Origin of the sequence: Porphyrobacter sp. YT40 (assembly GCF_006542605.1) — a bacterium.
Taxonomy (GTDB): domain Bacteria; phylum Pseudomonadota; class Alphaproteobacteria; order Sphingomonadales; family Sphingomonadaceae; genus Erythrobacter.
This window is the reverse complement of sequence record NZ_CP041222.1, coordinates 2,671,099-2,687,436: the sequence shown is the minus strand read 5'-3', so window position 1 is coordinate 2,687,436 and position 16,338 is coordinate 2,671,099. Positions and strand designations below refer to the sequence as shown.

Sequence of the window (16,338 nt, the reverse complement as noted above, 5' to 3'; positions counted from 1 at the left end):
GCTAGTTCACCTCGAGCGCATATCCGGCGGAGCGCACCGTGCGGATCGGGTCTTTCGCGCCCTCGATCCCGATTGCCTTGCGCAAGCGGCGGATGTGGACGTCGACCGTGCGCAGCTCGATGTCGGAGCCCGTGCCCCACACCCCGTCGAGCAGCTGGCCGCGGCTGAATACGCGGCCCGGGCTCTCCATGAAGAACTTGAGCAGGCGATATTCGGTCGGGCCCAATTGCAGCGCGCGCCCGCGGCGCTGGACCTTGTGCGCGACAGGATCGAGCTTGAGATCGCCGACTTCGATTGTCTCGCCTGCGAGCGCCGGGCGGATGCGGCGCATCACCGCCGCGACACGGGCAAGCAGCTCGCGCGGGCTGAACGGCTTGGTGAGGTAATCGTCCGCCCCGGTTTCCAGCCCGCGTACGCGGTCATCCTCCGCCTCGCGCGCGGTCAGCATGATGATCGGGACGTGGGCGGTTTCCTTGTCGCGGCGCAACCGGCGGCAGACCTCGATCCCGCTGGTGCCTTCGATCATCCAGTCGAGGATGATGAGATCGGGCACTTCCTCCGCCGCGAGGATCAGCGCCTCGTCGCCATCACCGGTGCAGCGCACGGCATAGCCTTCGTTCTGGAACCGATATTCGAGCAGTTCGGACAGGGCCGGATCGTCTTCGACGAGCAGAAGCTTGGCAGCGGACATGCGGAAGATGCCTCCTCAGGCCCGCGCGGGCGGGCGACGATCCGGCCTATGTGTCACGTCCGCGACAATTTGATGAAACGGCGCGCGACAAGTTTTCCACACGGGCGTGACGCTGTGACTTACCGATCCCCCTCGGGCGGATAGACCCCGGTCGCAGCGAAGTGCACCATTTCGGCCACGTTGGTGGCGTGGTCACCGATGCGTTCGATGTTGCGCGCCACGAACAATAGCTGCGCAGCGCTCGAAATGGTCGAAGGATTTTCGACCATGTAGCTGACGAGGTTGCGGAAAATCGAATTGTAAAAGCCGTCCACCTTGACGTCGGTGGCGATCACCTCGCGTGCCAGATCCGGGTCGCGCGCGGCGTAGGCGGTGAGCACATCGTGCACCATCTCGCTCGCCACCTCGCCCATGACGGGCAGCAGGGTGAGCGGTTCGAAGCGGGCGCGGCCTTCGATCATGCCGGTGCGCTTGGCGATGTTCTTGGAATAGTCGCCGATCCGTTCGAGCACCCCGGCGATCTTCAGCGCGGCGATGACTTCGCGCAGATCGTCCGCCATCGGCGCGCGCAGGGCGATGATCCGCACCGCGAGCTTGTCGACCTCCATTTCGAGCGCATCCATGCGCTTGTCCCGGGCGACCACCTGTTCGGCGAGCACCTCGTCCCCGCGCAGCAGCGCGTCGAGCGACTCGGCGATGGCGACTTCGGCCAGCCCGCCCATCTCCGCGATCAGGCCGCGAAGCCGGGTGATGTCCTCATCGAATGCCTTGACGGTATGTTCAGCCATCAGCCGTAACGTCCTGTAATATAGTCCTTGGTCCGTTCCTCGATCGGATTGGTGAAGATCTCCGAGGTCGGCCCGTATTCCACCATCTTGCCGAGGTGGAAGAAGGCGGTGCGCTGGCTGACGCGGGCAGCCTGCTGCATCGAGTGGGTGACGATCACGATCGCGTAACGGCCCGAGAGTTCATCGATCAGCTCCTCGATCTTGGCGGTCGCGATGGGATCCAGCGCCGAGGCCGGTTCGTCCATCAGGATCACCTCCGGGTCAACCGCAATCGCGCGCGCAATGCACAGCCGCTGCTGCTGCCCGCCCGAAAGCGCCGTGCCCGAATCGTCGAGCCGGTCCTTGACCTCGTCCCACAGCCCCGCGCGGGTGAGCGAGCGTTCGACAATCACGTCGAGATCGGCCTTCTTCTCCGCCAGCCCGTGAATCTTGGGTCCATAGGCGATGTTTTCGTAGATCGACTTGGGGAAGGGGTTGGGCTTCTGGAACACCATGCCAACGCGGGCGCGCAGCTGCACCACGTCCATCCGGTCGCCGTGAATGTCCTCGCCGTCCAACTCGATCAGACCCGTCACCTTGGCGGCGCCGATGGTGTCGTTCATGCGGTTGAAGCACCTGAGGAAGGTCGACTTGCCGCAGCCCGAGGGGCCGATGAAGGCGGTGACGTAATTCGGCGAGATGTCGATCGACACCTCGTCGATCGCCTTCTTGTCGCCATAGTAGACGCAGACGTCGCGCGCGCGGATCTTCGCGCCTTCGTCGGTCATGTTGGGATGGATTACAGTCACCAGCGTTTCTCGAACTTGTTGCGGAGGTAAATGGCGAGGCCGTTCATGGTCAGAAGGAACGCCAGCAGCACGATGATAGCCGCGCTGGTGCGTTCCACAAAGCCGCGGTCGATTTCGTCCGACCACAGGAAGATTTGCATCGGCAGCACCGTGGCGGGCGAAGTGAAGCCTTCGGGCGGGGTGGCGACGAAGATGCGCATCCCGATCAGCAGCAACGGCGCGGTTTCGCCAAGAGCACGGGCCATGCCGATGATCGTGCCGGTGAGCATCCCCGGCAGGGCGAGGGGCAGCACGTGGTGGAACACCACCTGCACCGGCGAGGCCCCGATGGCGAGCGCACCGTCACGGATCGAGGGCGGCACCGCCTTGATCGCGTTTCGTCCCGAAATGACGATCACCGGCATGGTCATCAGCGCCAGCGTCATCCCCCCGATCAGTGGCGCCGAGCGCAGGCCCGGAAACAGCGCGAGGAAGATCGCGAGGCCCAGCAGACCGAAGATGATCGAAGGCACGGCGGCGAGGTTGCTGATCGAGACCTCGATGAGATCAGTCCAGCGATTGCGCGGCGCATACTCCTCCAGATAGAGCGCCGAGAGCACGCCGATCGGGAAGGCCAGCACCAGCGTCACCAGCATGGTCAGCATCGAGCCCTTGAGCGCGCCCCAGATGCCGACCGATTGCGGCGTCGTCGCGTCGGAGCGGCTGAGGAAGCCCCAGTCCCAGTTGCGCGCCAGCTTGCCATCGGCGGCGAGACGCTGCGCCAGCGCCTGCATTTCCGGCGCGCCTTCGCCCTGAAGCCCGGCGGCAAGCGCGGAGGAGGCGGGGAGGTTGAAGGTGTGGCTGCCGGTGATGAGCACCGGATCGTCGGCGAGGGCGGCGACCACATCGCGCCATGCATCGGGCGCAATCTCTCGCGCGGCTTCCTCGCCCAGCTGTTCTTCGGCGAAGCGGGTGACGGCGGCGGGCAGGCCCTGAATCTCCAGCGTCTGCATCGCGCTCGGCGCGGTCAGAGTGTTGGCATCGCCGCTGAGGCCGCTGGCGGGGAAGTCGATCGTCACCGCCACTTCGGCGCGCTGGAAGCCGGCAATGCCGTTCATCAGCATGGTGCCGAGCAGGAACACCAGGACCGCGACCGAGAATATCACCGCGCCCAGGCCGATGCGGCGGAAATTGCGCTCCGCCCGGTAGCGCTTGGCGAGCCGGGCCTCGAAGGCGGGCGTGCGCGTCGGGCCGAGCGATTCGGCCGGGGCGGCTTCGGCAAGGGGAAGGGCGGAGGTGCTCATTCGTAAGCCTCGCGGAAACGCTTGACGACGCGCAGGGCGATGAAGTTCAGCGCCAGCGTCACCATGAACAGCACGAAGCCCAGCGCATAGGCGCTCAGCGTGGCCGGGTGATCGGTGCTCTGCTCGCCGGTCAGCAGCTTGACGATCTGCACCGTCACGGTCGACATGGGCTCAAGCGGATTGGCGGTGAGGTTGGCGGCGGGGGAGGCGGCCATCACCACGATCATCGTCTCGCCGATCGCGCGGCTGACCGCCAGCATGATCCCGGCAACGATGCCCGGCAGCGCGGCGGGGAACAGCACGCGGCGGATGGTTTCGGACTTGGTCGCGCCCATCGCAAGACTGCCGTCACGCATCGCGCCCGGCACGGCGGCCATCGAATCGTCCGCCATCGAGGAGACGAAGGGGATGATCATCACCCCCATCACGATCCCGGCGGCGAGCGCGCTCTCGGTCGAGGCGCTGGTGATGCCGATCGCCACCGCTGCATCGCGGATCATCGGGGCCAGCGTCAGCGCGGCGAAATAGCCATAGACCACGGTCGGCACGCCCGCGAGCAGTTCCAGCAGCGGCTTTATCCAGGTGCGCACGCGCGGGTCGGCATATTGGGTGAGGTAGATCGCGCTCATCAGCCCCAGCGGGATCGCGACGATCATGGCGATGATCGCGCCGATGAAGATCGTCCCCCAGAACAGCGGCACCGCGCCATAGCGGCTCGGATCGATCATGTCGGGGCTCGCCATCGTGTCCGGCCCCCACTTGGTGCCGAACAGGAAGTCGATCGGCGAGACCATGCCGAAGAACCGCACGGTTTCGAACACCAGACTGGCGAAGATTCCCATGGTGGTGAGGATCGCCACCAGCGAGGCCAGCAGCAGGATCATCATCACGGTGCGCTCGACCTTGGTGCGCGCGCCGAATTGCGGGCGCAGGCGCAGGAACGCTAGCGCGCCGCCCGCCAGCGCGATCAGCACCGTGACGATCAGCCCGATGGTGTTGTAGCGGGCAAAGGCATCCCGGAAGGGGCCGATCAGCGCCTCGGCCTCGTCGTTGAACACGCCCGGCGCCTGCCCCAGAGCGACGGCGCGGGCCTCGCCGATGAAGGCGTCGCGCTCGAAGCCGAAGGCGGGCAGGGCCTCGGCAGCGGGGGAAGCGAGCACGGATTGCAACACCAGCTGCGGCGCGATGATGCTCCAGGCGATCACGAAGACCAGCACCGGGATCACCACCCACAGCGCCACATACCAGGCGTGATAGACCGGGCGCGAGGCGGTGCGCTCGGCCGTGGGGCCCGACTGGAAGCTCCACGCCTTGGCGCGGCCCGCCAGCCAGCCGACGAGGCCAAGGCCAAGGGCAATCAGGATCAACGTGATCGGCGACATGAAATCAGACCTGTAATTCCAGCAAGAGGTGCGTTTGATGTATCAGGCCGAGCAAGGTTGGACGGCGTGGGCCAGAGGGTTGGGCATCATCGCCATGACGGGCCCATGTTGAACAAATAAGACAGGTTTATGACAGTTGTTCGGTTTCCGGCGCGCGCGGGGCCTCCTGATCGGTCTCTGGCGGGCTGTCGGCAGCCTGCGCTTCGGGCTCGGCCAGCGGCAGCCGCACCACCACGCGGGTGCCTTTGCCCAGAGTGCTGGTGATGTCGAGCCGCCCGCGATGGCGTTCCACAATATGCTTGACGATGGCAAGGCCCAGCCCGGTCCCGCCCGAGGCGCGGCTGCGGCCCGGATCGGTGCGGTAGAAGCGGCGGGTGAGATGCGGGATCTGTTCGGGCGCGATGCCTTCGCCCTGATCCTGCACCGCGATCCGCGCCAGATCGCCCTGCGCCAGATTGAGCTCCACGGTCACCGGCGCATCCGCCGCGCCATATTTGAGCGCATTGTCGACGAGGTTGCGCACCACCTGTTCCAGCTGCTGGGTATCGCCGAGCACGACCGGCTCTGCCGCAATGTCGAGCACCAGCCGTTCGATCCGGTTCGATCCCGCCGCATCGCGCGCGGCGCGTTCGACCAGTGCGGCCAGATCGATGCGGGTGGTGGGCAGATCGTGCTTTTCCGCCTCGACCCGGCTGAGGCTCATGAGATCACTCACCAGCGCGTGCAGCCGCTGCGCCTCGCGCTCGATGATGCCGAGGAACTTGCGCGCGGTCGGCGTGTCGAGCTTGCCGTCGCCTTCCTGCAAGGTCTCGACATAGCCGAGGATCGCCGCGAGCGGGGTGCGCAGCTCGTGGCTGGCATTGGCGACGAAATCGGTGTGCGCGCGGCTGATGTCGGCCTCGGCGGTCTGGTTGATGAATTCGAGAATCGCCATCCGCTCGTCGATCATCTGGCGATTGATCTGCCAGATGTCCCCGCGCCGCACCAAACCACGCACGATTGCCTCGTTCTGGGCATTGTCGCCGAGCAGCGAGATCGCCTCGGGATTGCGCAGCGCGACGCGCGTGTCCTGTCCGATAACGTGCGGCCCCAGCATCCGGCGCGCGGCATTGTTGGCAAGGGCGATGGTGTTGCGATCGGTGATGACCAGCGGGATAGATGAATTCTCGATCAGGTCGCTGATCGATTCGAGGGTAAGGCGCGCCTTCGTCTTCGCTTTGGGCGGCTCGGGCGGGCGGCCCGCGGCGACCAGCAGCGATCCGACCCACACCGTCAGCACCGCCAGCGCGATCACCACATCGATGCCGAGCATCAGCAGCGCCGCAAAGGTCACCGCCGCAAGGCTGATGCCGGCGATGGGAAAGGTCTGGCTGCTGCCCATGCGCGCGGCCTTACAACCAAGCCGCGGGCGAGGAAAGCGCAGGCGCCTGCTTGTCATGAAAAACCGCAGCCCGAACCGGCGCAAAGAAAAAGGGCGGCGAGACCGAAGCCTGCCGCCCTGTTCAACCACCCTGGAGGATGGTGACCCCTACGGGAATCGAACCCGTGTTTCAGCCGTGAAAGGGCCGCGTCCTAACCGCTAGACGAAGGGGCCGTCGCGATTGCGAGAGCGCGCCTTTAGGGGGGTGTTTCGGGACGGTCAAGCCTCGTTTGCGCATCGGGCCGCGAAAAATTTCGCAGGAACGTCGTGCCCCGCGGGCGCGCGTTCAATCGGCGAAGGCGGCATCTTCCAGTTGCAGCTCGGCGGCGGGGCGGCTGCCCCAGTCGTCGATCTTGGCGCGCCCGGCGAGGTGGAAGCGGCGGCCCTGGTGGCGGTGGAGCAGGGTCTGACCCATCTCGCTTTCCGCCGCACGAAAGGCGATCGCCTTGAAGCTCTTGCCGTCACTGCCGCTGGCGATCAGCCGGACGTGATCCTTGCCGACGATATCCGCCTTGACGATCCGCACCGGCCCCACCGCGACGCGCGGCGCGGGCCAGCCGACGCCGTAGGGCCCTGCGGCATCGAGCGTTTCGATCAGTTCGGGCGTCAGCCCTCCGGGGGCGAGCGCGAGATCGAGCAGCATCGCCGCCCCGGCCCGCGCGCGCTCGACATCGCGAGCGAGGCGGGTGTCGAGGAACTCGGCGAAATCGGCCATCCGCGCCGGGTCGATCGTGAGCCCTGCCGCCATCGCGTGCCCGCCGCCCGCGACCAGCAACCCGGCCTCGCGCGCGGCGATGATCGCCGCGCCCAGATCGACCCCGCTGATCGACCGGCCGGAGCCCTTGCCCTGCGCCTCTTCCAAGGCGATCACCACGGCGGGCTTGCCGGTCTTCTCCTTGATCCGGCCCGCCACGATCCCGATCACGCCGGGGTGCCAGCCGTGCCCCGAAAGCACCTGCACCGCCATATTGTGCTGCCCGGCCAGCTGCGCCTCGGCGGCTTCCTGCACCATCGCCTCGATCGCACGGCGCTCTTCGTTCAATTGCGAGAGCTGGGCGGCAATTGCGCGTGCTTCTTCGGGATCGGTGGTTGTCAGCAGCCGCACGCCGAGGGTCGATTCGCCGATCCGTCCTCCCGCATTGATGCGTGGGCCGAGCGCGAAGCCGAGGTCACTGCATTGCGGCGCGCGGGCGAGACGGCTTGCATCCATCAACGCCGCCATCCCGATCCGCTCGCGCCGGGCGAGAACCTTCAGCCCTTGCGCCACGAAAGCGCGATTGAGGCCATGCAAAGCGGCGACATCGGCGACCGTGCCCAAGGCTACCAGATCGAGCAGGCCCATCAGCTCCGGCTCGCGGCGACCATCGGCAAACCAGCCTTGCGCGCGCAGCGTCCGCACCAGCGCGACGCCGAGCAGGAAGGCCACGCCCACCGCTGCGAGGTGCCCGTGGGCCGCACCAAGGTCGCTCTCGTCGAGCCGGTTGGGATTGACCAGCGCGTGCGCCGGCGGAAGCTCGGGCGAGCACTTGTGGTGATCGACCACGATCACGTCGACGCCGGCCGCGCGGGCCATGCCGAGCGCCTCGTGCGCCATCGCACCGCAATCGACGGTGACGATCAGCTGCGATCCGGCTTCGGCCAGCTTCACCAGCGCCTCGCCCGAGGGGCCATAGCCTTCGAGCAGGCGATCGGGGATGTAATAGCCCGCCTCCAGCCCCAGCTGGCGCAGCAGTTCGACCAGTAGCGCCGCACTGGTCGCGCCGTCGACGTCGTAGTCGCCGTAGATCGTCACCCGCTCGCCCGCCATGACCGCCCGGGCCAGACGCTCGGCGGCGGAATCCATGTCGCGGAAGGTCGAAGGGTCGGGCAGGAAAGCGCGCAAGGTGGGTTGGGCGTGACGGGCGAGGTCGTCCTCCGCCACGCCGCGGGTCAGCAGCAGCTGATCGAGGATCGAATGGGTCAGGCCGTGCACATCCTCGCCCAGTTCCATATTCCCCCCGCGCCAGCGCCACGCCTTGCCCGACAGCGAGGCGGCAACGCCGAGAACCGGCGCGAGACCGGGAGCGGAAATGGGGTTTGTGGCCATGGGCACCGTCCTAGCGCAATCGCGGCGCGGCTGACAGGTGGTCGCGGTTGACAATCGACAGGCGCGCGGGCCAGCCTCGCGGGCATGACCGAGGCCGCGCCCGAACCCCGCCTGCTGATCGTCTGGCACAGCCGCACCGGTGCCAGCGCCGCCATGGCGCGCGCGGCGGCCGAGGGGGCGGGGAACGCGGCGTGGCTGGTGGCCGCAGATGACGCAACGCCCGACGAGCTGCTCTCGGCCTCGGGCTACGTCTTCGTCTGTCCGGAAAATCTCGGCAGCATGAGCGGGATGATGAAGGAGATGTTCGACCGCGCCTATTACCCCTGCCTCGGACGGATCGAGGGGCGCCCCTATGCCACGCTCATCGCGGCCGGTTCGGACGGGGAGGGGGCGCAGCGTCAGATCGACCGGATCGTCACCGGATGGCGCCTGCGCCGGGTGGCCGATCCCCTGATCGTGAACCTCGCCGCGCAGACCCCCGAAGCGATTCTCGCGCCCAAGCAGGTGCCGCCCAAGGCGCTGAAACTCTGCCATGAAATCGGCGCGGCACTGGCCGAAGGGCTGCGACTTGGGGTGTTCTAGAGATTGCTCCAAATTGGGATGTGTCGAGCCATTGGGGACTCGACGTTGGGCAGCAAAAGCTGCAAACGATATCGCTGATAATCCACCGGCTTCGGCCACCGGCTTCGGGCGCGTTACGAGGGGGGGCTGAAAAATTATAAAGTCGCGGCGCGCTGATGATGCCGAGCTGCACCTGCTGTTTGCCCGTGGCAAGCGGCCCGATCGCGGTGCGATCCGGTCGTTTGTCGCCCGTCAGCATGAGGTGTCCATCAGCCATGATCCTTCTTCCGATGTTGCCGCGCAAGCCGATCAGGCCGCGCAAGGCGCAGCGCTATGGGCCGGTCAGCAGCACTGGCTCGAGCTGCTGCGCGATGGCCTGACCTTCGACCTGAGCGGTTTGGCTCCGGGGTCGGCAAGTCCCTTTCCCGCGATCGCGAACCGCTTCGATCTGCCTGCCATGCCCGGCCCCGACACGCACGAGGCGCTGGTGCTGCGCTGCGGCCCGCATCTGGCGGCGGGTGGCCACAGCCTCCCGGTCAATCGCGCGATGCTGGGGCTGGGCTGCGATCTGGTGCGCCACTTCGACGATCTGCTGGCGGTGGGCTGGGGCCCGGCGGGCAGCGCGATCGGGCGGCGCTTTTTCGAATCTGTTATCAGCGCCTGGCTGGCGGGCGGGCCATTCCCGGCGCTCGGGCTCACCGCCTTCATCGAGACTCCGGACGGAGCGCTGCAGAGCACCGGCCTCTCCTTCTGGATCGGGCAGGAGCTGCGGATCGAGCCGCCGCTCAGTGCCGACCGCGTGGTGGCGACACGGCTCGGGGTGCGGATCGTCAATCATCTCGTGCTCGCCGGCGGGCTCGACGCGGACGAGCGGATCACCGCGCCCGACGGCACCCCACTGGTGCTGCGTCCAGCGCCGGGGCGGGCGATGATCGGGGTGTGGCGCGAATAGATGCGCGCCTGGGGTCACGCGCAGCCTCTGACGACCATTGCCTTCCGCTCGGTCAACCGGCGGAGCCTCCCCGGCTACGATCCCACGCTCCAACGCCATCACCTGCTGCCGCGCCAGCTGCTGTCCGAGCGCTGCTTCGGCGCGATGTTCGCCATTGTGGGCCGCGTGCAGGTGGGGTTCGACGACTTCCGCCGCAACGGGTTGCTGCTGCCCGCGACCGAGCAGGCCACCATCCGCACCGGGATGCCGCTCCACCGCGGGCCGCACCGCCGCTACAACGAGGTGGTGATCGCCCGCGTCGGCCGGATCGAGCGGCGCTGGGCGGCCGCGCACCTGATCGACGAGGAGGCCGCGCTGGCCGAGGCGCTGTTGCGGCTCCACCTGCTGCAAGGCGCGTTGCGGCGCCAATTGCTGGCCCAGCGCCGCAGGGTGCTGCTCAATCGCAGGGACCCGGTTGGCACCGGCTTCGACTTCAGCGAGCTCGACGCGATGGCCGAGGCGCTGTGGTCGGCGGACTGACTTACTCCGCCGCTTCGGCCATCGCCGCCCACGACGTGTAGCCCGAATTGGCGGCGAGCTGCGCCTTGGCGGCGTGGTACTCGCGCTCGAATCGGGCGACGAGGTCTTCCACCGTGCCGACTTCCTTGATCGTGCCGATCCCCTGACCCGAGCCCCAGATGTCCTTCCACGCCTTGGCCTTGGTGTTGCCGCCGCTACCGAAGTTCATCTTGCTGGGATCGCTTTCGGGGAGGTTGTCCGGGTCCATCCCCGCCGCCTCGATCGAGGAGCGCAGGTAGTTGCCGTGCACTCCGGTAAACAGGTTGGTGTAGACGATACCTTCGGACGAGCCATCGACGATACCGTTCTTGTAGCCATCGGCGGCGTTCGCTTCCTTCGTGGCGATGAAGGCGCTGCCGCAATAGGCGAAATCGGCGCGCAGGGCCTGCGCTGCAAGGATCGTCGCCCCGTGACCGACGCTGCCCGAGAGCGCGACCAGCCCGTCGAACCACTCGCGAATTTCCTGCATCAAGGCGAAGGGCGAGAGCGCGCCAGCGTGCCCGCCAGCCCCTGCCGCCACCGGGATCAGCCCGGTCGCGCCTTTCTCGATCGCCTTGTGGGCGAAGCGGTTGTTGATGACATCGTGCATCGTCACGCCGCCCCAGCCCCGCACAGCAGCGTAGATGTCCTCGCGCGCGCCCAAAGAGGTGATGACCATCGGCACCTGCCACTTCGCGCAGGTTGCCATGTCGGCATCGACGCGGTCGTTGGTCTTGTGGACGATCTGGTTGACCGCGAAGGGCGCGGCGGGGCGATCGGGGTTCGCGCGGTTGTGTGCGGCGAGTTCCTCGGTGATCTGGTGGAGCCACTCGTCGAGCTGCGATTGCGGCCGGGCGTTCAGCGCCGGAAAGCTGCCGATGATCCCCGCCTTGCACTGCGCGATCACCAGCTCGGGGCCCGAGACGATGAACAGCGGCGATCCGATCAGCGGCAAGCGCAGGCGATCGAACGGGGCAGGAAGGGGCATCGGTTTCTCCTCAAAACTTGTGTCTCGCCCTGCGTCTCTAGCGCCGGCTACAAACCTGCCAAGCGCGATTTTGCGAGTGCCGTCGCGTCAGCCGAGCACATCCTCCAAGCCGTAGAACCGCGCCGCGGTGCCGCTGAATAGGGCGGTCTTCTCGTCGGCGCTCGCGCTGCGGGCGAGGCGCTTGAAGGCGTTCCACAGCACGCTGTAATCCGCGCCCCAGTAGTCGACCGGGTAATTGCTCTCGAACATCGCGCGGCTTGGTCCGAAAGCCTCGATGCAGGTTTCGACATAGGGTCGCCACAGCGCCGCAAGATGCTCCGACCCGTGCCCGGCGCAGGGGCCATCTTCGGGCAGGGCGCAGAAGGCCATGGCGAGCCCGCCGAGCTTCACCACCACGTTTTCGCAAGCGGCCAGTTCGCGGATATTGCGCCGCCATTCGTCGAAGCGTTCGTGCAAGCGGCCCTTGTATCCCGCCACCCCCAGCGGCGTGCCGCAATGGTCGAGGCAGATCGGCTGATCGGGAAAGGCGCGCGCCAGATCGATCAGGTCGGGCAATTGCGGCTCGAGTAGCCAGGCATCGAAGGTCAGCCCGCGCTTGCCGAGTTCGGCAAAGCCCTCGCGGAAGGTCGCATCGCGGTAGAGACCCTCGGGATGATGGAACGGCGGGCCGAGCACGGCCGGATCGGCATCCCACGCTGCCGCATGGCGAATGCCCCTGAAGCGCGGCGAGGCGGCTTGCAGCGCATCGAGCACGTCGCCCGCAGCGCTCCCGCGCGCAAGGTCGGCATGGCCGACGATCCCTGCGCAATAACGCGCCGGGCCATAGAGCCCGCTCGCCGACTGCGCGGCGACGCCGTTCACATATTCGACCTCGCCGACCACCTTCAGCGCATCGCCATAGGCGCCGTTGTAGAAGGCCCCGCACTCCATGAAGACCGTGCCGACGATGTTGTGCCCGCTGCCCGCGATATGCGCGTGGAGCTGGTCGAAGGTGTAGTGCGCATTGGGCACCAGCGCGGCGATGAACGGGTGATGCGGCTCGGGGAACATCCCCAGCATCGGGCGCAGATCCCACAGGTGGTGGTGCGGATCGATGATCGGCAGATCGGGCTCGAGAACCGATTCGGGCGCGGCGGTTTCGTTCATGTTTCTCTCCCCTTTGGCGTGTGTTGGAGACAGATGAGACACTGTCCAGAGAACAGAAATCCGCTGCCCCGTTCCACCATTTTCGTGTCAGGCCTAACGGGTGAATGGTTCGCCGTCATGTCCCCATCGATAGAGCATCGCCCGCGTGTAGGAAACGCGCTCAGTCCACCGCGCGCATGTAGAGGTGCCAGGTCGCGTGTCCCAGCACGGGCAGGGCGACCAGCAGGCCGAGAAAGCCCGGCAGCATCGCCACGAACAGCAGCGCGGCGATGATCGCGGCCCAGGCCAGCATCACCGCGACATTGCGTCGCACGACCTTCAGGCTGGCGATGATCGCGGTGAGGAAATCGTGCTGGCGGTCGACCAACAACGGCAGGCTGATGACGGTCATCGCGTAGAAGGCGAAGGCCATCGCGCCGCCCACCGCGCTGCCGACCGCCAGCATCGCGAGGCCCGGCGGGGTCACGAGCGCGGTAAGCGGGTCTCGTCCCATTCCGCTCTCGCCCACGAACACCGCGAAGATGGCATGGGCAACGATCATCCAGAAGGCAAAGGCGACGAAGACGATCACCCCCATCGACAGGATCTGGTCATCGCCATGCCCCTTCAATGCGCCGAGCACCGCGCGCCAGCCCAGCGGCTCACCCGCAGCGCGGCGGCGGCTCGCTTCGTAGAGGCCGACGGCGATGAAGGGCGCGACCAGCGGAAAGCCCGCAATCGCCGGGATCAACCAGGTGAGGTTGCCGCCCGCAACGGTCAGCCACCCGATCGCGACGCCCGCGATCACATAGACCCCGCCGAAGAACAGCCCGAAGCGCGGCATGGCGCGGAAATCCTGCCAGCCTGCGCCGAGCGCGGCGGCGAGGTCGGCCAGCGTCAGATCACCCGCAACCTGCGGTGGCGGCAGCGGCGCGTCGAGGGGGCCGCTTTGTCCGATCGTTTCCATCTGCGCCTTGCCCTCTCCTGCTGCGCCGCGCAGAGATTGCGCGCAAATGGCACGGCACGCAAGCGGGTCTGACAGGCCGCCGCTTGCCACGGTGCCGCTGCCCGATTGCAGGCTGGCCCGCTACTTGCATTTCCCTTGTTTCCTATACCGGCGGGGTGTGACATACCGCTGATACAGGGCCATAATCTGCCGGGGGCGCAGTTCATGAAATTCATCGCGATGGCGGCTTTCGCCAGCTCTCTGATCTCGTGGGGTTCGGCTGCGGCCGCCCCGGCCGGAACGCAAGCGACCGCCGATCCGCGCGACCCCGCTCACCCCCGTTATGCCGACTGCGCACCGCCGCAAGCCTTCGCCAAGCGCTTCCCGCAGCTGACCCTGAAAAAGGCGCTGGGCAAGGTCGGTGCGGACATCAATTACGAAAGCCCGAGCGTGATCGAGCCGCGCAACCCTGTGACAGGGGCGCGGGTCACTTCGGAAAATCTCTATGCCAGAAAGGTTCTCGGCATTGCCCGATACAAGGACGACCATACCTTTGCCGAGATCGCTCAGCCGCTGGAGGGGCCCAGAAATTATTTCATGGTGGTCAGCAACACCAATTACAGCAACGGATCAACCATCACCCGCCGCAACGACGTTGCCGAGATCTATCTGAAGCGCGGTGATGTGATCCTTCCCATTCCGCTCGAAACCGCGTCCGAGATCGGATTTTGCTCTGGCGATATACTCGATCAGACCAAGCCTTGCTTCAGCACTGCCTATGCGCGTCTGCGGGTCGATAGCGACCTGTTCGAGACGCTGGCTAACGCCGATCCGCAGCAGGCTATCACGGCGACCTGGAAGCGCACCGACGGCGAGATGGCGCAGTGCCCGCTCTATTTCTCGCCGCTGAGCTTCAAGGCGACGCTGCTGTCGATTGACGAAGCGCACGCCAAGGCGGCGGCCAAGCGCGAGAAGCAGCGCGCGCAGGGTTTCTAAGGCGCGACCGCGCTGTTTGCCGCTGACAGCACTGCGCGCACGCTGGCGGTGGCGATGTCTTCGTCGATCCCGCAGCCCCAGATGGTGCGGCCATCTGCGGCGCGGCATTCGAGATAGGCCGCCGCGCGCGCATCGGTGCCGCTGCCGAGCGCGTGCTCGGTGTAGTCGGCCACCTCCAGCTCGACGCCGAAAGCCTCGCGCAGGGTGCCCATCACGCTGGAGATAAGGCCGTTGCCGCGGCCCGAGACGCTCTGCTCGGCACCGTCGACCGCGATCGTGCCGGCAAAGATGCGCGTGCCGTCTGCCGCACGGCTTTCCTCGTAGCGCACCAGCTGGAAATGCTTGGGGTGGGTCTTGACGTGGTAGGCGCGGCGGAAGGCATCCCAGATGTCCGCGGCGTTGAGTTCGCGGCCCAACTCGTCGGCCATGGCTTGCACGTGCTTCGAGAAATCGGCCTGCATCCGCTTGGGCAGCTTGAGGCCCTGATCCTTCTCCAGCACCCAGGCGAACCCGCCCTTGCCGGACTGCGAATTGACACGGATCACCGCCTCGTAGGAGCGCCCGAGATCGGCCGGATCGATGGGGAGATAGGGCACGCGCCACTGCTCGTCGTTCTGCGTCTCGCGCGCTTCGAAGCCCTTCTTGATCGCATCCTGATGGCTGCCGGAAAAGGCGGTGTAGACCAGTTCGCCGCCATAGGGGTGGCGCTGGTGGACGGGCAGGTCGTTGCAATAGGTAACGGTCTCGATCACCCGGTCGATGTCCGAGAAATCGAGCTTGGGGTCCACACCCTGCGTGTAGAGATTGAGCGCCATCGTCACAAGGCAGCAATTGCCGGTGCGCTCGCCATTGCCGAACAGGCAGCCCTCGACCCGGTCGGCGCCCGCCATCAGGCCCAATTCCGCCGCCGCAACGCCGGTGCCGCGGTCGTTGTGGGTGTGGAGCGAAATCACCGCGCTGTCCCGATTGGGCAGGTGGCGGCCGAAATATTCGATCTGGTCGGCGTAGATATTGGGCGTCGCCGCCTCGACCGTGGCGGGCAGGTTGAGGATGATCGGGCGTTCGGGGGTGGGGGCGAGCACCTCCATCACCGCCGCGCACACCTCGATGGAGAAATCGAGTTCGGCGGTGGAGAAGGTTTCCGGTGAATACTGGAAATGCCATTGGGTGCCGGGATACTTCGCCGCTTCATCGCGCATGACTTTGGCGCCGGCGACGGCGATGGCCTTCACCTCCTCGCGGCTCATGCGGAAGACGATGTCGCGCCAGGCGGGGCTGACAGCGTTGTAGAGATGCACGATTGCCGCCCGCGCGCCTTCGAGGCTGGCGAAGCTGGTGCGGATCAAATCCTCGCGGCTCTGGGTGAGCACCTGGACGATCACGTCTTCGGGGATAGCGTCGGATGTCACGAGGCCCGAGATGAAGTCGAACTCGGTCGCGCCTGCGCTGGGGAAGCCGACTTCGATTTCCTTGAGGCCGACCTCTACCAGCAGGTCGAAAAAGCGGCGTTTCTTCACCGCGTCCATCGGATCGATGATCGATTGGTTGCCGTCGCGCAGATCAGTCGAAAGCCAGCGCGGGGCTGTCTCGATCAGCTTCGAGGGCCACTGGCGATCAGGCAGATCGATCTGGCCGAAAGGGCGATATTTGGCGGAAGGATCACGGAGCATGGGCATGGAAGAAGGCTCGTCGCGAGAGGGATGGGAAGTCTGCGGCAGGTCACCCTTGGGAGGGGCGGCCGCGCTTCTGTTCGCGCGCGGCTGCCTACGCCCAAGGGCGCATAAGTCGAAGCAGC

At 66.6% G+C, this 16,338-nt stretch carries 15 protein-coding genes and 1 tRNA gene; 4 read left to right on the top strand and 12 right to left on the bottom strand.

Annotated features, from left to right (window positions below):
- Window position 1: 1 nt before the first annotated feature.
- From phoB to recJ, 8 genes are all read right to left on the bottom strand, one after another.
- On the bottom strand, window positions 2-691 hold the full coding sequence (phoB, locus tag E2E27_RS12600; RefSeq protein WP_141459647.1) for a phosphate regulon transcriptional regulator PhoB: 690 nt from the start codon (window positions 689-691) through the stop codon (window positions 2-4).
- 119 nt (window positions 692-810) lie between these two features.
- Complete coding sequence (phoU, locus tag E2E27_RS12595) at window positions 811-1,479, bottom strand: phosphate signaling complex protein PhoU (RefSeq protein ID WP_181443434.1); 669 nt, start codon at window positions 1,477-1,479, stop codon at window positions 811-813.
- Window positions 1,479-2,246 carry a phosphate ABC transporter ATP-binding protein PstB gene (gene pstB, locus E2E27_RS12590; RefSeq protein ID WP_141461873.1) on the bottom strand — a complete coding sequence of 256 codons (768 nt, stop codon included), beginning with the start codon at window positions 2,244-2,246 and terminating at the stop codon, window positions 1,479-1,481. Before pstB ends, phoU begins: the two co-directional genes overlap by 1 nt.
- A gap of 17 nt (window positions 2,247-2,263) precedes the next feature.
- Complete coding sequence (pstA, locus tag E2E27_RS12585) at window positions 2,264-3,550, bottom strand: phosphate ABC transporter permease PstA (RefSeq protein WP_141459643.1); 1,287 nt, start codon at window positions 3,548-3,550, stop codon at window positions 2,264-2,266.
- The gene (gene pstC, locus E2E27_RS12580; protein WP_141459641.1) at window positions 3,547-4,932 is read right to left on the bottom strand and encodes a phosphate ABC transporter permease subunit PstC; all 1,386 of its coding nucleotides are present in this window, start codon (window positions 4,930-4,932) and stop codon (window positions 3,547-3,549) included. The genes pstA and pstC overlap by 4 nt, the downstream gene beginning before the upstream one ends.
- A gap of 127 nt (window positions 4,933-5,059) precedes the next feature.
- Window positions 5,060-6,313 carry a sensor histidine kinase gene (locus tag E2E27_RS12575; RefSeq protein WP_141459639.1) on the bottom strand — a complete coding sequence of 418 codons (1,254 nt, stop codon included), beginning with the start codon at window positions 6,311-6,313 and terminating at the stop codon, window positions 5,060-5,062.
- Window positions 6,314-6,451: 138 nt separating this feature from the next.
- Window positions 6,452-6,526: transfer RNA gene (locus E2E27_RS12570), tRNA-Glu, on the bottom strand.
- Window positions 6,527-6,638: 112 nt separating this feature from the next.
- Window positions 6,639-8,438: a single-stranded-DNA-specific exonuclease RecJ gene (gene recJ, locus E2E27_RS12565; protein ID WP_141459638.1), complete on the bottom strand. Its 1,800-nt coding sequence runs from the start codon at window positions 8,436-8,438 to the stop codon at window positions 6,639-6,641.
- An 84-nt stretch (window positions 8,439-8,522) separates the two neighbouring features.
- Between recJ and E2E27_RS12560 the strand changes: the two genes are divergently transcribed.
- The 3 genes from E2E27_RS12560 (at window position 8,523) to E2E27_RS12550 (ending at window position 10,470) form a co-directional block, all read left to right on the top strand.
- Window positions 8,523-9,020, top strand: a complete 498-nt coding sequence (locus E2E27_RS12560) for a flavodoxin family protein (RefSeq protein WP_141459636.1) — start codon at window positions 8,523-8,525, stop codon at window positions 9,018-9,020.
- Window positions 9,021-9,261: 241 nt separating this feature from the next.
- Window positions 9,262-9,951 carry a hypothetical protein gene (locus tag E2E27_RS12555; RefSeq protein ID WP_141459634.1) on the top strand — a complete coding sequence of 230 codons (690 nt, stop codon included), beginning with the start codon at window positions 9,262-9,264 and terminating at the stop codon, window positions 9,949-9,951.
- Window positions 9,952-10,470, top strand: a complete 519-nt coding sequence (locus tag E2E27_RS12550) for an AHH domain-containing protein (protein ID WP_141459632.1) — start codon at window positions 9,952-9,954, stop codon at window positions 10,468-10,470.
- Between the two features lies 1 nt (window position 10,471).
- Here E2E27_RS12550 and E2E27_RS12545 read toward each other — a convergent pair whose 3' ends face one another.
- From E2E27_RS12545 to E2E27_RS12535, 3 genes are all read right to left on the bottom strand, one after another.
- Complete coding sequence (locus E2E27_RS12545; RefSeq protein ID WP_141459630.1) at window positions 10,472-11,476, bottom strand: NAD(P)H-dependent flavin oxidoreductase; 1,005 nt, start codon at window positions 11,474-11,476, stop codon at window positions 10,472-10,474.
- Window positions 11,477-11,563: 87 nt separating this feature from the next.
- Window positions 11,564-12,622 carry an amidohydrolase family protein gene (locus tag E2E27_RS12540; RefSeq protein ID WP_141459628.1) on the bottom strand — a complete coding sequence of 353 codons (1,059 nt, stop codon included), beginning with the start codon at window positions 12,620-12,622 and terminating at the stop codon, window positions 11,564-11,566.
- A gap of 160 nt (window positions 12,623-12,782) precedes the next feature.
- Complete coding sequence (locus tag E2E27_RS12535) at window positions 12,783-13,568, bottom strand: DUF2189 domain-containing protein (protein ID WP_141459626.1); 786 nt, start codon at window positions 13,566-13,568, stop codon at window positions 12,783-12,785.
- A gap of 204 nt (window positions 13,569-13,772) precedes the next feature.
- Here E2E27_RS12535 and E2E27_RS12530 point away from each other — a divergent pair, with 204 nt between their 5' ends.
- Window positions 13,773-14,543 carry a hypothetical protein gene (locus tag E2E27_RS12530; protein ID WP_141459624.1) on the top strand — a complete coding sequence of 257 codons (771 nt, stop codon included), beginning with the start codon at window positions 13,773-13,775 and terminating at the stop codon, window positions 14,541-14,543.
- Here E2E27_RS12530 and leuA read toward each other — a convergent pair.
- Window positions 14,540-16,219: a 2-isopropylmalate synthase gene (gene leuA / locus E2E27_RS12525; protein WP_141459622.1), complete on the bottom strand. Its 1,680-nt coding sequence runs from the start codon at window positions 16,217-16,219 to the stop codon at window positions 14,540-14,542. The two genes, E2E27_RS12530 and leuA, sit on opposite strands and share 4 nt — an antisense overlap.
- Window positions 16,220-16,338 lie beyond the last annotated feature (119 nt).